The following is a 13,871-nucleotide window of genomic DNA, read 5'->3' on the forward strand; positions in this document are numbered from 1 at the left end:
TTAGCTGGATTTTGTGCCAGCCTCTTTATTAGTAGGTCGATAATTTCAGGAGCTTTTGGATACGGTAAATGAATTTTAAAAATCGGGAAGAGCTTTTGTATGTTTCATAAGCAGCGGTGTGCAAGCCATCTTCGTTGTCCCAGAGACGATTAAAAAACGCTATGGAATCCTTGATTGCCTCATTGCTGACATTGCCTTGGATCTTAACATTTGACTCCAGATTTAAATTTTTCAGGTTCCTTCGAGTGAAGTTTGCTGATCCTGCAATAATGATCGCTTGTTCACCCCGTTTTAAAATAAGCATCTTAGGATGAAACTGCTCTCCCTTTGTTTCATACCATCGTATCTTGATTTTGTCAGCAGTTCTGTTCTTAAGCTCTTCAGCTACTGGCACATTAGGGAGTCCTATTTTAGACTGACCGAAAGCTTCCATGTTCTGGTCAAAGATTATCTTTATTTTTACCCCGCGCCTTGCTGCATTAACCAGCTGTCTAATCATTTTTCTCTCTGATAAATAGAGAGTTGCAATCAGAAGCTCATCACCAGGCTGAGCATCCTCTATTATCTTCAAGGTATCCTTCCATATTTGCCCCTCGGTTAAGACCTGGACGGAGGATTCCCTTTCTTTTACAGGTGAAGAAGATCCTGGCTTCCATACCGGAAGCTCATGAACTCCGCAATAATCAACGACTGCTTTTTCAGATTCCAATATGTCTTGAATCATTCTCCCTCTGAAAGAATAGCCAATATTTGCATGGTAGGCACTTGCATCATGAGGATTAGCAGAGGTTATTAGTCCCTCTTTTTCAGTAAGGATTACTTTTCGATGATTGGCTTTTATATTAAACATATACAAATAAGCGCGAAGCGTCAGCTGAGGGTGCACTGAGCTCACTGGATGGGGGAGCCATCCCTGACCTCTCACTCCAAGCCATCGTATATAGCTTCTCCAAAATCCTGAAAACAACGGATTGGAATCCCGGAGAAGTTCAAGCTTTGTTATCACTACCTCTACCCCATGCTCTTTTAACCTTTCAATATGAGGAGACTCATGAAATCCGTACACAGTGTTTACGGGATCAGTGATAAATAAAATTCTCATCTGAGGTTTATCTTGTTTCTTTCGGATAAGTTCCTCTGTTAATTGATCAGCCAGAGGAGGGAACTTTAATTTTTCTTTGTAGTAATCATTAAATAAAAACAAATCACAAACGATAAATTCCTCAGCCTCTTCTATCATTGAACATACTTTGTCATATAATGGTGTTTCCCAATGGCTTTGCTGTTCAGTATCATAACGCAGATTATAATGAAAACGGATAGCACTATCATTATGAATCTTTCCCCGGTAAGAAAGACCTTTGGGCAGCGGCTTATAAATACCGTACACCATGACTGCTAAAGGAATGAGCCAAAAAAGCTTTTTCAGTAATTTCGTCATACATGTAAGGCCGTCCTGGCGGTCCTGTTCCCTCCTTTACAACACCTGGCTATTATTTATTTTTTCACTAAAACTTCTTTTCCCCTTCTCTATCTTTCCCTAAACCCGAGCAAAGAGAACTGAAAAAGAACGTTTTTCCAGTTAAAAACTATGTAAGATAATTATACTTAGTATTGGTAAATAAATTTTCACTGTATTACACTGATTTTATAGGATACAGGAGTTATTATACACTTTCCTTATCCCGCTTTCTTCGCAAAGGAAGGGATGTTATGCAACTTACAATCTATACCGATTATTCGCTAAGAGTTCTTCTTTATTTAGCTACTGTTCCCCGTCCCTCATTAACAAGTATTCGGGAAATTTCTGATAGCTATAATATTTCCTACCACCATTTAACAAAGGTGGCCCACGAACTAGCTAAAACTGGTCTTATCACTACCATAAAAGGAAGAAATGGAGGTATACGTCTTGCCAAAGATCCTGAGGACATTAACTTAGGATGGGTTGTCAGGCAAACAGAAGATAACCTGGACTTAGTTGAATGCTTTAACGCTGAAAAGAATACTTGCATTTTATCAGGTAGATGCCGCCTTAAAGGAGTACTTAAGGAAGCCCTTCACGCCTATTTAAGTGTTCTTGATAAATATACCCTGGCGGATATGCTTACAAATCCTGAGGAGCTGAGCCTTCTCTTGAAAACGCTGAAATAGTCTATTGTTGAGAATAGACTATTTTTTTATTGCTTTTATCCTGTACCTGGTATATCTGAGCCCATCACACACTACCGCTCACTTTTGTATGCTGCCTGCTTCCATGGTAATATATATTCTTATGAGGGTATTGTCACCCACATTTTGTGTCTGCAGGGGGAAAACCATGAAATGGATAATCATTGCTGCTGTATTTATTGGCGGGGCAGCAGGGACGTATTTTCGTTATATCATTAACTTTCAAACACTTTTCTTAGGATACCCAATTGGAACCATTATAGAAAATATTTTAGGAAGCTTTCTTCTTGGTTTGTTTGCCGGCCTTATTACATATATCTCCCTCAAAGAATGGGTAAAGGCAGGGTTTGGAGCAGGGTTTTGCGGCGGATTTACTACCATGTCAACTTTGGCTGCTGATACCTTTTTTCTAGCGGGGATTCACCCTGTAGTCCAGCCATTGGTCTATCTATCTATTTCTCTTATCGGCGGTTTGACATTTGCATTTACAGGTTTCTTCCTTGGTCTGAAAATAGGAAAGAAGCAAAAAAGCCGTGAGGTGACCATACGATGAATATTCTCTGGGTGTTAACAGGCGGTGGATTAGGAGCCGTTGCAAGGTATCTGGCGGGCGTATGGCTTATGAGTCGTTTTCCCGAGCCTCCCTTCCCTGTAGCTATGCTCATCGTGAATCTTGTGGGTTCTCTGGGACTCGGCTTTTTCTTTGGTTTATATTTTCAGGCGATTCCCCTTGAAGCTTATGATGATTCATTGTACCTTTTCCTGGGGTTGGGCTTTTTTGGTGCTTTCACCACTTTTTCCACCTTTAGTACCGAAACAGTAACCCTTCTATACAAGAAGAAGAAAAAGCAGGCAGCTTTCTATGTACTTTTCTCTATAGGCGGGAGCATTATTTTATTTTTAGCTGGTTATCTATCATCTTTATTTATGTTAACTGCCTTTTAAAGGTTCTTTTGCATTCCAACAATCTGCTTTGACTGCCAAGTGTGTTGCCCCATATCTTTTTGGAGAGCGTCATGTTTCCTGCCACCGCTTGTATTTATAGAGCTTAAAGAAAAGTTATTATTGGAAGAAGGTCTTTTAGAATGTTTAGAAAAGTATCCACCTCTTTAAAAAAATATAAAGACATTTACTATATACAAGGCAGAGTGGAGTTGTTCGGGCAAGTTTTTCACTTTTACCTGTACGCTCCCCCCGGCTTAATGGTGGATTCAGGGCCTCCCTGCGCGTCTGAGGCAGCCTTTCAGCTTGCTCAGGCTGTCAGGCCCTCCGGCATCTTCCTAACCCATCATCATGAAGACCATTCCGGCAATATAAAGAGTCTGGCAGAAGCAACTGGAGCTTCTGTTTACATGGGTGAGCAGACAAAAGCTGAGTTGAAAAAGGGCTTTGACCTTCCCTTTTACCGTAAAGCAATGTGGGGAAATCCTCACAGCTTCTTCGATGGAGAAGCAGCTGATAAACACTTACAGATTGATTCAAAAACATTTGAAGTCATTTATACACCAGGACATTCGTTTGACCATTATGTTTTATATGATCCTGACACCACTCATCTCTATACCGGTGATTTATTTCTGGGAACTCATTTAAAATATGGAATGAAGGAAGAATCAGTTCCTGATATGATTGCGTCCCTTGAAAAAGTCCTCGCATTAAAGGTAGGCAACGTATTCTGCGGGCACGCTGGCATTGTACCTAAAGGAAGAGAAGCATTGGAAAAGAAAAAAGAGTTCTTGGAGTGGCTGCAGGAAGAAACACTTTATTACCACTATCAAGGTTTATCCTCCAAGGAGATTACCCGCCTGCTTTTTCATAAAGGCAAGACAAAATCCGTTCTTACGACAGGAGATTTTTCTCCTCGCCACCTGGTTAACTCTATATTGTCTGCTAAGCAACTATAAAAAGCCTGCTCTCTAAACGAATGAGCAGGCTTTTAATATACTTTTCTTTTATTCATTCTATAAATTGACCACTTTCCCGCTTCTATACTAAAAATAGCAATATGACTAGGAGAAGAAGACTCGCTGTGTATCATCATTTCCGAAACTGCCTCTGCAATCTGAATTTTAACCTTGGCCTCTTTTTCAAACAAATACCCTTTCAGCAGCCGCTGCTCTCGTACAAGAGGCACTGTCAAATGTTTCGTAGAAAGAGCTCTCGGAAACTCTTTATATTGTACATATCCGGCCAGGTAACCATCTTCATTTTCAATGCGAGGAAGGAGGTGGTTCGCAGCATGGATGAGCCATAAATAGTAAAGGGTATCACTAGTAAACCACAGAGGAGAAACCTTATCTCTCCAATGCTTTTTCATGATGTCTAACAGCTGGATCTCCGTGCGTTGGTCAGGAGCAAGAAGCAATGACTCAGCCACAACGTTATTGACAGCTTCCTGAACAGCAATTTTCCAACTTTCCATGCCTTCGTTTGAAAATTGATTCCTTACGAACAAAAGAATCGCCCCCTTTACTCTTACTCTCATTCTACTTGACAAAAAAACCCTTTGTAAATAAAGATTTTGAACTATTAGCCATTTTTACACAAAAACCAATAAATCTATCCAGTATCTAAGTTTTTTTGCATGTTTGGAATGAAAAAAACCGGAGATTCTCGTAAGAATTTCCGGCTCACGCTTTTCACAATTCGTAGCCATATTTTTATAAATACTGAAGAAGAGAAGTTGCTATGCTGAAGTAAATCAGCAGTCCAAGTATATCATTTACTGTTGTAATGAAAGGACCAGAAGCGATAGCAGGATCAAGCTTTAATTTATTAATAATCAATGGAACCGTTGCCCCTATAACTGTAGATATGGTTAAAGAAAGGAAAATAGAAGTTCCGACTATAAAGGCTAATAAGATGTTGCCATCATATAAAATAGGGATCAAGCCCATGAGTACGATCGCACATGCTAAACCAATCATCATCCCAGTGCCAAGCTCTCTTCGAAGGATTTTAAAAAGACCCTTCTTCTCTAAAGAACCTGTCGCAAGACCACGGACCACAACGGCTAGTGATTGAGTTCCCGTATTACCAGCTGAATCCATAATTAACGGGATAAAAGCCGATAGTATTACAATTGCTTCTAATGTTTCCTCAAACTGGCCAATCACTCCAGCAGTTATCATACCAAAAAACATCAGCAGAATAATCCAGGGTGACCTCTTTTTAGCTGCTTCGAAAGCTGTAACATTTACGTCTGTTGCCCCTCTTGAAGCAGAGAATTCCCCAAGATCTTCGGTTGCTTCTTCTTCAATAACATCAATAACATCATCAACAGTTACAATCCCCACAAGTTCATTTGTACTTGTTACCACTGGTGCTGCCAGGAAGTCATATTTCTGGATAAGGTTGGCCACCTCTTCCTGATCAGTGTTCTCATGCACTGAGACCACTCGCGTACTGATGATATTTATAATCGGTTCATCCGTTGCTGCAATAATCAGATCACGAAGAGAAACAACACCTGCCAATTTATTATACTCGTCAGTTACATATAAGTAGTAAACCGTTTCTGCATCGGGTCCTTCTCTTCGTAGTAATTCGATCACATCTGCCACTGTATCAGTAGCCTTAATAGAGATAAACTCTTTGGTCATAATGGCCCCGGCTGTACCTTCCTCATAAGCCATAAGCTCTTTAACATCCTGGGCATCCTCTTTATCCATTGCTTTTAATATAGCAGATACTTTATCCTCCTGCAGTTCACCTAGAAAATCTGCTACATCATCTGCGTACATGTTATTAAACATCTCTGCAGCATATTCTTTATCCAGCTCCAGAGCGATCTCTTTTTGATCATTTACTTCCAGCCCTTCAAAGATAGCTGCAAATTCTTCGGGGCTTAGGTATTCATAGACACGAGCTCTTTTTTCTTGATCCAGGCGGCTGAAAAGATCCACCTGATCAGCTGGATGAAGCTCTAAAAAAGCATTTCTAAATTGCTCAATGGCTTTGTTTTCCAAAATATCGAGTATATTATTCATATACTCTTCTCTAGTATGATCATTTAACTTAACCATTGCTCTCCCTCCTTCTTAAAAGAGGATAGAGTCCCTGATTCATTAATTTACTTTGTTTTTAAAAGTATCCAAAATGAGGGAATCGATCCTCGCACTGACTTAAAAGCCTTATATACTACACTGCACCTAAAACTGGAATCCGGACTGCTGTCCATAAAATTCCCTCACCTCCTAAAAATTTTTCTGAAACGTCTTCTTTGCTGAGTAAAAAAAGCGCCCTCCACAAATGGAGAGCGCTTATTAAATCAGCACAAAGATGCTCAAAACAGAACATGCTACCCATTCGTAGAGCTTTAGCACTGTACGGCATAGGGCTATGCCAGCTGCATTAAAAACCACCTTATATCGATGGTTCCTGTTGACCCATTGGCGTCTTTGGACATTTTTGGGCAGCAGCGTCTCTCCGTACAGGAGCCTCACCTAACGAGAAATATTACGTTTTTCCAACACAAACATGAATATACGCTGATTTCAGAAACCTGTCAATGCATTTTCTGCAATTTGCAAAGATTCTCTTTCGCTAGATGTCTTTTTCTTGATCATTTACTTATCGTTCGTATTCCATATACGCTACGGTAGTAATAAGAAATTCTTCTAATCCACGTTTTCCATCAGCTCCGCCTATTCCTGATTTTCTCCAGCCAGCATGAAATCCTTGCAACGCCTCAAAATTCTCCCGATTCACAAAGACTTCACCAAATTCCAATTCATTAACACCCTGCATCACTTCATGATAATTTTCTGTAAAGATAGAAGATGAAAGGCCGTATTCTGAATCATTTGCCATGACGATAGCTTCTGAAAAAGAATGATACGTCGTAATAGGAAGAACCGGACCAAAAATTTCTTCCTGCATGATATCCATTTCTTGGCCTACATTGGTTAATATCGTTGGTTCAAAGAAATAACCCTTTTCTGTGTCTGCTCTCTGTCCGCCTGCCAGCACTTTAGCACCGGCTGCTTTTGCTTTTTCCACAGCTTCCGAAACAGAATCCAGCTGATTCTTGCTTACAAGCGGCCCCATTTCGATGTCTTCCTTAACCAGGGGATTCCCGTAACGTATTTCCTTTGCTTTTGTTACAATTTTATCAATAAATTCATCTGCTACTTCTTCCTGCACATAAACTCGCTCAGCATTCGTGCACACTTGTCCGGAGTTAATAATGCGTGATTCAATTATTTTTTCTGCAGCAAGATCCAGGTCAGCATACTTACTGACGATAGCTGGAGCTTTTCCCCCAAGCTCGAGATTAACTTTTGTTACGTTCCGCGCGGCAGCCTCCATTACTTTTGAACCAGCTGGAGTACTGCCTGTTAAAGAAATCATGCTTACTTTCTTGTGTGAAGCCAGAGGAGTGCCAACAGAGGAACCGGTTCCAGTAACTAATTGAAAGATCCCTGGAGGCAGCTCTGATTCATGAATAACCTCTGAAAATTTAACAGCGGTTAACGGGGTTTGCTGACTCGGCTTAATGATAATGGAACACCCGGTTATCAAGGCAGGAGCAACCTTTCTTGCCAACACAAACATCGGGAAATTCCACGGTACGACTCCTGCAACCACTCCAATTGGTTTCTTTAACAAAATAATATTTTCATTTTGGCGGTCACTATTAATGACATCACCTTCGTATCGTCTAGCCCATCCGGCCATGTACCGGAAGTATTCAATTGTAATATCCATTTCACCGCGGGCAAGTGGCAGTGTTTTTCCTTGTTCCTTAGTGAGGAGCTGAGCAAACTCCTCTTTTCTTTCTTCAAGCCTGTCAGCAATAAAAAGTAAGTACTTCCCCCTTTCTATTGCCGGGCGTTTTCCCCACTCTCTTTGTGCCCGAGACGCCGCCTTAACAGCTTCTTCCACATCATATTCGTTTCCGTTAGGAACCCTTCCCAAAATTTCTTCAGTGGCCGGATTTTCTACATCAATATATTCATGGGTTTCACTTTCTACAAAGTTACCATTAATGTACATTTTTTCCACTTTTAGTCCCTCCAAGGAAAGCAATCTGTAGTGTTATTTCCCCAGGACCAGGAAAAGAAAACGGGGAACAAACAGAGAAGTTCTTATTCTTCTTCCTTTTTCACACCAATAGGCTCTTGTTGATAACCCTCTTTCAAAGATCGATGGATAGCGAAAACCATTACTAACAAAATCACAGTAAAGGGAAGAGCGATGGTAATTGCAATTGCTTGTAACCCTTCAATGCCTCCACTTAGCAGTAAGGCTGCAGCGATCGCTGAAATCAATAATCCCCACACGACAAGAATTGTGTTTGCCGGTTCCAGATTTCCACGTGAAGAAAATACACCAAGTACATAGGTTGCTGAATTTGCAGAGGTAATAAAAAAGATTGTAATTAATATCAATGCAGCAACACTTAACAGAAAACCTAGAGGCAATGTTTCCAGGACAATAAACAGTCCTGCTTCCGGCTCCTCACTGATAAGCTGAGATAAACCCGCACCCATGGTAATGTCAAGGTGAAGTCCTGTTCCTCCAAAAGCTACAAACCACAGAGCAGAGACTGCTGTAGGTACTAATAATACCCCGAATATGAATTCCTGAACTGTCCTTCCTTTTGACACTCTAGCTATAAACGTACCAACAAAAGGACTCCAGGAAATAAGCCAAGCCCAATAGAAAAAAGTCCATTCGCCTACCCACTCATTGTCTGTGTAAGGGGTGGTAAAAAAGGACAAAGAAACAAAGTTACTTATATACGAACCGACTGTCATTGTAAAATGTTCCATAATAAATAGAGTGGGACCTACAATAATTACGGTCACCATTAAAATGCCGGCAAGGGTGAGATTTCCTATACTCAGGTATTTCATTCCTTTATTGATGCCGGTAAGTACAGATGTTAAAAACACAAGGGTAATGATGGCAATGATACTCATTTGCAGAAAGTTGTCATTCTCCAGCCCTATAACCTGAGACAGGCCTCCTCCCACCTGCATTGTACTCAGACCAAGAGAGGTAGCAATCCCTATTACTGTACTTACTACCGCAATAATATCTATCCATTTTCCGATAGGTCCTTTTACTTTCTCCCCTAGAATAGGATAGAAGGCTGAACTAATTAAGCCAGGGAGGTTTTTTCTAAACTTGGCAATAGCCAGTGCCAGTGCCACTGTTGCGTAAATAGACCAAGGGTGAATCCCCCAATGAAACACCCCATAAAGAAGACCCGTCTCGGCAGCATGCTGTGTCCCCGGCTCCACTCCTTCAGGAGGATTTACAAAATGAGACATTGGTTCAGCCACACCCCAAAACACAAGACCCACACCCATACCAGCTGCAAATAACATTCCGATCCATGTATAGTAAGAATACTCAGGCTCATCGTCTTTTTTTCCAAGCTTAACATAACGATAGGGGCCGAGCCCTAGATAAAAACAGAAAAAAACGAGTACAGCGGTTGCCATTACGTAAAACCATCCAAATGTATCTATCACTACTTCCAAAGCGGAAGCCATGTTCATCTCCATATGCTCAGGCCAAATAAATCCCCACAAGGTGATAAGGGTCACAACTGCAGCAGAAACAATGAAGACCATGCCTGTTAAATTCCCATCTGACTTTTTACCCACCTTACGCTGCCTCCTTTTCAAGTGTTCTCTTTCTTAACTAACCTTCAACACGTCCAGACAAACATTATAAAGAAGCTTCTCATTACGAGAAGCTCCCTCCAATAAAACAGTGACATCTACCATTCAAAGAAAAATTTAATTCCCATAACAAACAGTGTGTACGACATAGCCCCAAGGGCAAACGTTGGAAAATGAGCGTTTCTTTCCGATGGAAGCTCATTCTTCAGGACGTTTAATATAATTGCCCCAGATACAAAAGCAAAGATGATAGAAAGAACAAAAGAAGAAAGAGTTACCATCATACCCATGATCCATCCTGCTATAATGCCTCCAGCCAGAACAAAACGCCCTGTCCGATTATAACGCTCCTTATCTTCTCGCCATAAATCATGTGCGATGGCCATAAAATGAAGACCAATCGCTGTAGAATAGAAGACAGCTTGAATGCCTTCCACCTCAGTGGCAATAACGATATAGGCAATCATAAAATTATAGATAGAAAAGAATATGACCTGTACCCAGAAAAAGGAACCTGACTTCCCTTTTTCACCCTGCTTCTCATTACGGGCATCCACAGCTTTTTGCATGCCGTAAAACATTAAAAGGCCCAATAAACCAAAGAAATAGAGCTCCGACTCCATGACAAATTCTTCAGTGGTCTGGGCGCCAAAATCCTGCTGTTCCTCGTGCAAAGCAGGCAGAATATAAACAAATACATAGGCGCAAGCAACACCTCCGGAAAACGAAAGCCACTTTAACTGCCTGACCCTGGCAACAGGCAATATATTATTTGCTAAAAGGTGAATCGTGATAAACACCAGTCCTGTAATAATCGCATCAATAGCCATGGCTGCTTCCCCCTGAAAACATGTCTGCCAAAAGGCTTGCTCTTTTTCTTCTTCCTGTGAAGAGAAAACCTTAAACCTTATTTCGACCTTTGTCAGAGGATGGGATTATTTAGGATGTATTATTTAGTGTTTTTCTTTGCTTTCATCTTCTTATCTGATTTAAATTTTTCATTAACCATCTTATTCAGAATGTGATTAATACCTACGGTCTTGTCCACTCCCAGGACAAAGGCAATTCCCTTTCCCGGTTTATCAAGTTCTGCTTTTTCTGTAATTGCCGTAAGAACCTGCTCAGTCTTGTTCCGGTCGATCAGTGTTAAGATGACTTCTTTTTCTGGTTCGATTGGGATTGAAAAGAGCTTTGCTTTTTCATGAATACCTGTTCCCCTGCCGTTTAAGATGGTCCCGCCTTCTGCGCCTGCCTCCCAGGAAGCATCTACTACTTTTTCTGATTGCCCCTTATTAACAATACTGACAATCAGATCGTAATGAATAGAGCTTTCTAAATACTCTTTTCCAGTATCTTCATTCACTATCCTCTCTCCCTCCCTTTCCGGATTCTTTTGTCCATCCTGAAGCTTATCCATCAAATGGACAATACCGCCTATGCCCTTTGTTGGAAGAACAAAGCTAATTCCATATCCAGGGCGATCCAGTTTTCCTGCAGGCACAATCCTGTTTAATGTTTCTTCTTCCTTCTCGTCTTCTATCAGTATAAGGACGACCTCTTTCTCAGGTTCATTAGTAATGCCCAGAATATTATTCTTTTCATGGATACCGGTTCCTCTTGCAAATAATATGGTCGCACCCTCAGCTCCCGCTTCCTTGGCAGCCTTTACTACTTTTCTTGCATAACCTTTTTTCAGAATCGAAACGACTAATTTATGCCTCAGATTTAATGTCATCTTCATTTTTCTTCTCCTCACGTCCATAAAGTAGGCCTAATGTTAAAACAGCTAAAATTGGAGCAAGGGCTACCATCGCAATCATACCAAATCCATCCAGCAAAGGATCTCTCCCTTCCACTGTCCCGGCGATTCCTACGGCCATCGCGAGAATAAATGTTACTGTCATTGGACCAGTGGCCACCCCGCCAGAATCAAATGCGACAGATGTAAAAGTTCTTGAGGAAAACCTCATCATAACCAGAGCAGCCAGGTAGCCAGGAATAATAAAATACCACAAGGGTATTCCAACCAGAATTCTAACCATGGACAGGGCAATTGATATACCTACTCCAATTGACAAAGTAAACAATAACACTCTTTGGGAAATGTACCCGCCTGATACCTTTTCTACTTCGTGGTTTAGAATTCGTACGGCAGGCTCAGCAAAGGTAGCCACAAAACCCAGTACAAACCCGACTGGAATCAATATCCACCTGTTTGGCAGCTCGCCGAGAATTGCCCCCATGGCTTCCCCAGCCGGCAAAAACCCTATATGAACACCCTGAAGGAAAAAAGCAAGCCCAAAGAACGTTAAAATAATACCTACACCGATATTAAGAAGCCTTTTCAAAGGAAGTTTCAGATAAATAAGCTGAAATAAAGCAAAAAATACGACAAGGGGGATTAATGCAAAAAAGACCTCAACTAACACATGGGAAAATCCATAAAATAAATTCTCAATCATCCACCAAACACCCCTAATAGCAAAACAGCAATAATCGGCCCGATAGATGCAAGGGCAACAAGTCCAAAACCATCGCTGGAAGCCGATTTTCCCCGGAGAACCGAAGCAACCCCTATTCCTAAAGCTAAAATAAACGGCACAGTCATTGGGCCGGTGGTAACTCCCCCAGCGTCAAAAGAAATCGGAACAAAATGAGCAGGCGTGAAAGCAGCCAGTAAAAAGACAAGGCCATATCCTGCTGCAAGGAGGTAAGTAATTTTTATATTTAATATAATTCTGGCCATTGCCAAAGCGACAAAAACCCCTACTCCGGCTGCAACAGAATAAATAAGAAGGCTTCGAGAGACCTCTCCGCCGGAAACCAAATCGACTTGTAAGGCCAGCACCCTAACATCAGGCTCTGCCAAGGTAACCACAAAGCCTAATAAAAAACCGAAAAAGATAATTAAACTGATCTTTTTTGTCTTAGGCAGTGCGGCCCCTATCATTTCTCCTACAGGAAGCAGTCCTACGTGAACTCCCAGAAGAAATAAAATAAGACCAACACTTACCATCACAACCCCTGCCAAAAATTGAAAAAATATTTCAGCAGGCATCCATAAAAGTGAAAACTGAAGGATAATGACAACAAAAGTAATAGGAAGAACAGCTAACACTACTTCCATTACTGTGTTTTTAATATTTTGCACGTGTACCTCCTCAACTTTCCATTATTATACTCTTCTTACTTCCCCGCACTCCCCTCCACTCCCTGCCAATTATATTTTTTCTCTAACCTAACGACCCAAAATATTGTAGTATGGTCTATGGCAGGAATTTTTCCTGCTATGAAAAAAGTGCAAGGAGGACAATATGAAACAAGAAGCCCTACATAACAAACATTCAAAAGATCCTGGCCGAAGAGCAAAGGTTTCTGTTATTTTTATTGTTTTGACAATTGTATTTTCCATCATATCTATTGCAGCAAGTCTAATTGAAGCTGGTATTTTTAATGCGTACGATCCTGGCACAACGTTTGATCAGATTAGCAGCAGCGACATGGAAACACTCGGGATGATCAGTTTATTTATTCATCTGCCTAACACCCTCATATTTATGGTTTCAATCGTCTTTTACTTATTCTGGCTTTACCGGATGCATGAAAATGCCCGCATCATGGATCTTGAGGGAGTAGTTTATACACCTGGGTGGGGAGTTGCTTTTTATTTCATTCCACTCGTAAACCTGGTTCTCCCCCTCATATCTATGTTCCACCTTTATACCAGCCACCTGAAGCAAAAAAACAATAATCAACCAAATAAAGGACACACTTTGATTATTTTTGTCTGGTGGATCACGTTCATATCTTCTTACTTAGCATCAAATCCGGTAAATTTCTGGACAGAAGGAGAAACGATTGAATTCCTTCTGAACGACACCCAAAACTTTATTGTTTCAGAGGTTCTTTTCGTTCTATCAGGTATTTGTTTACTTATAGTGATGCGCAGATTAACCGCCCTGCAAAAAGAGCTTCTTGCGAAAAGATAAGTCTTGTTTTCTTCTATCCCTCTAATTAAGGATTTATCAAAAGTAAAAAAGGGGATAAGAGTACCATTGATCC

Annotated in this window: 14 protein-coding genes and 1 riboswitch; of the genes, 5 read left to right on the top strand and 9 right to left on the bottom strand. The window is 40.9% G+C overall.

The window, feature by feature from the left end; all coding sequences use genetic code 11:
- Window positions 1-28: 28 nt before the first annotated feature.
- Window positions 29-1,441, bottom strand: coding sequence for a phospholipase D family protein (locus ACFPU1_RS07250; protein ID WP_385939790.1), 1,413 nt, complete (start codon window positions 1,439-1,441; stop codon window positions 29-31).
- A 272-nt stretch (window positions 1,442-1,713) separates the two neighbouring features.
- Here ACFPU1_RS07250 and ACFPU1_RS07255 point away from each other — a divergent pair, with 272 nt between their 5' ends.
- The 4 genes from ACFPU1_RS07255 (at window position 1,714) to ACFPU1_RS07270 (ending at window position 4,076) form a co-directional block, all read left to right on the top strand.
- On the top strand, window positions 1,714-2,154 hold the full coding sequence (locus ACFPU1_RS07255) for an RrF2 family transcriptional regulator (RefSeq protein ID WP_054634987.1): 441 nt from the start codon (window positions 1,714-1,716) through the stop codon (window positions 2,152-2,154).
- Between the two features lie 166 nt (window positions 2,155-2,320).
- Window positions 2,321-2,725 (top strand): FluC/FEX family fluoride channel, encoded by a 405-nt coding sequence (locus ACFPU1_RS07260; protein WP_054634988.1) that lies wholly within the window; start codon window positions 2,321-2,323, stop codon window positions 2,723-2,725.
- Window positions 2,722-3,117, top strand: coding sequence for a fluoride efflux transporter CrcB (gene crcB, locus ACFPU1_RS07265; RefSeq protein WP_385939793.1), 396 nt, complete (start codon window positions 2,722-2,724; stop codon window positions 3,115-3,117). Before ACFPU1_RS07260 ends, crcB begins: the two co-directional genes overlap by 4 nt.
- Window positions 3,118-3,257: 140 nt before the next feature.
- Entirely contained in the window at window positions 3,258-4,076 is an 819-nt protein-coding gene (locus tag ACFPU1_RS07270) for an MBL fold metallo-hydrolase (protein ID WP_385939795.1), read from the top strand.
- Window positions 4,077-4,108: 32 nt separating this feature from the next.
- Here ACFPU1_RS07270 and ACFPU1_RS07275 read toward each other — a convergent pair whose 3' ends face one another.
- The 8 genes from ACFPU1_RS07275 to ACFPU1_RS07310 form a co-directional block, all read right to left on the bottom strand.
- Window positions 4,109-4,627: a hypothetical protein gene (locus ACFPU1_RS07275; RefSeq protein WP_054634990.1), complete on the bottom strand. Its 519-nt coding sequence runs from the start codon at window positions 4,625-4,627 to the stop codon at window positions 4,109-4,111.
- Between the two features lie 205 nt (window positions 4,628-4,832).
- Window positions 4,833-6,197: a magnesium transporter gene (mgtE, locus tag ACFPU1_RS07280; RefSeq protein ID WP_385939797.1), complete on the bottom strand. Its 1,365-nt coding sequence runs from the start codon at window positions 6,195-6,197 to the stop codon at window positions 4,833-4,835.
- A gap of 271 nt (window positions 6,198-6,468) precedes the next feature.
- Window positions 6,469-6,632, bottom strand: a riboswitch (M-box (ykoK) riboswitch).
- Between the two features lie 112 nt (window positions 6,633-6,744).
- Window positions 6,745-8,169 carry an aldehyde dehydrogenase gene (gene aldA, locus ACFPU1_RS07285; protein WP_385940490.1) on the bottom strand — a complete coding sequence of 475 codons (1,425 nt, stop codon included), beginning with the start codon at window positions 8,167-8,169 and terminating at the stop codon, window positions 6,745-6,747.
- 92 nt (window positions 8,170-8,261) lie between these two features.
- On the bottom strand, window positions 8,262-9,791 hold the full coding sequence (locus ACFPU1_RS07290; protein WP_306301184.1) for a BCCT family transporter: 1,530 nt from the start codon (window positions 9,789-9,791) through the stop codon (window positions 8,262-8,264).
- A gap of 116 nt (window positions 9,792-9,907) precedes the next feature.
- Window positions 9,908-10,639, bottom strand: coding sequence for a hypothetical protein (locus tag ACFPU1_RS07295; RefSeq protein WP_054634991.1), 732 nt, complete (start codon window positions 10,637-10,639; stop codon window positions 9,908-9,910).
- A gap of 119 nt (window positions 10,640-10,758) precedes the next feature.
- Window positions 10,759-11,550, bottom strand: a complete 792-nt coding sequence (locus ACFPU1_RS07300) for a P-II family nitrogen regulator (RefSeq protein WP_054634992.1) — start codon at window positions 11,548-11,550, stop codon at window positions 10,759-10,761.
- Window positions 11,522-12,271, bottom strand: coding sequence for a DUF1538 domain-containing protein (locus ACFPU1_RS07305; protein ID WP_100399729.1), 750 nt, complete (start codon window positions 12,269-12,271; stop codon window positions 11,522-11,524). The genes ACFPU1_RS07300 and ACFPU1_RS07305 overlap by 29 nt, the downstream gene beginning before the upstream one ends.
- Entirely contained in the window at window positions 12,268-12,960 is a 693-nt protein-coding gene (locus ACFPU1_RS07310; protein WP_100399730.1) for a DUF1538 domain-containing protein, read from the bottom strand. Before ACFPU1_RS07310 ends, ACFPU1_RS07305 begins: the two co-directional genes overlap by 4 nt.
- Before the next feature lie 163 nt (window positions 12,961-13,123).
- Between ACFPU1_RS07310 and ACFPU1_RS07315 the strand changes: the two genes are divergently transcribed.
- Complete coding sequence (locus tag ACFPU1_RS07315; protein WP_054634993.1) at window positions 13,124-13,798, top strand: DUF4328 domain-containing protein; 675 nt, start codon at window positions 13,124-13,126, stop codon at window positions 13,796-13,798.
- Window positions 13,799-13,871: the final 73 nt, after the last annotated feature.

This window comes from Thalassorhabdus alkalitolerans, from assembly GCF_042656525.1.
Taxonomy (GTDB): domain Bacteria; phylum Bacillota; class Bacilli; order Bacillales; family Marinococcaceae; genus Thalassorhabdus; species Thalassorhabdus alkalitolerans.

Bases quoted from the DNA above. Each gene is read 5' to 3' on its own strand.
- crcB (WP_385939793.1), top strand. From the start codon at position 2,722: ATGAATATTCTCTGGGTGTTAACAGGCGGTGGATTAGGAGCCGTTGCA.
- ACFPU1_RS07300 (WP_054634992.1), bottom strand. From the start codon at position 11,550: ATGAAGATGACATTAAATCTGAGGCATAAATTAGTCGTTTCGATTCTG.
- ACFPU1_RS07270 (WP_385939795.1), top strand. From the start codon at position 3,258: ATGTTTAGAAAAGTATCCACCTCTTTAAAAAAATATAAAGACATTTAC.
- ACFPU1_RS07315 (WP_054634993.1), top strand. From the start codon at position 13,124: ATGAAACAAGAAGCCCTACATAACAAACATTCAAAAGATCCTGGCCGA.
- mgtE (WP_385939797.1), bottom strand. From the start codon at position 6,197: ATGGTTAAGTTAAATGATCATACTAGAGAAGAGTATATGAATAATATA.
- ACFPU1_RS07305 (WP_100399729.1), bottom strand. From the start codon at position 12,271: ATGATTGAGAATTTATTTTATGGATTTTCCCATGTGTTAGTTGAGGTC.
- ACFPU1_RS07295 (WP_054634991.1), bottom strand. From the start codon at position 10,639: ATGGCTATTGATGCGATTATTACAGGACTGGTGTTTATCACGATTCAC.
- aldA (WP_385940490.1), bottom strand. From the start codon at position 8,169: ATGTACATTAATGGTAACTTTGTAGAAAGTGAAACCCATGAATATATT.
- ACFPU1_RS07250 (WP_385939790.1), bottom strand. From the start codon at position 1,441: ATGACGAAATTACTGAAAAAGCTTTTTTGGCTCATTCCTTTAGCAGTC.
- ACFPU1_RS07255 (WP_054634987.1), top strand. From the start codon at position 1,714: ATGCAACTTACAATCTATACCGATTATTCGCTAAGAGTTCTTCTTTAT.
- ACFPU1_RS07260 (WP_054634988.1), top strand. From the start codon at position 2,321: ATGAAATGGATAATCATTGCTGCTGTATTTATTGGCGGGGCAGCAGGG.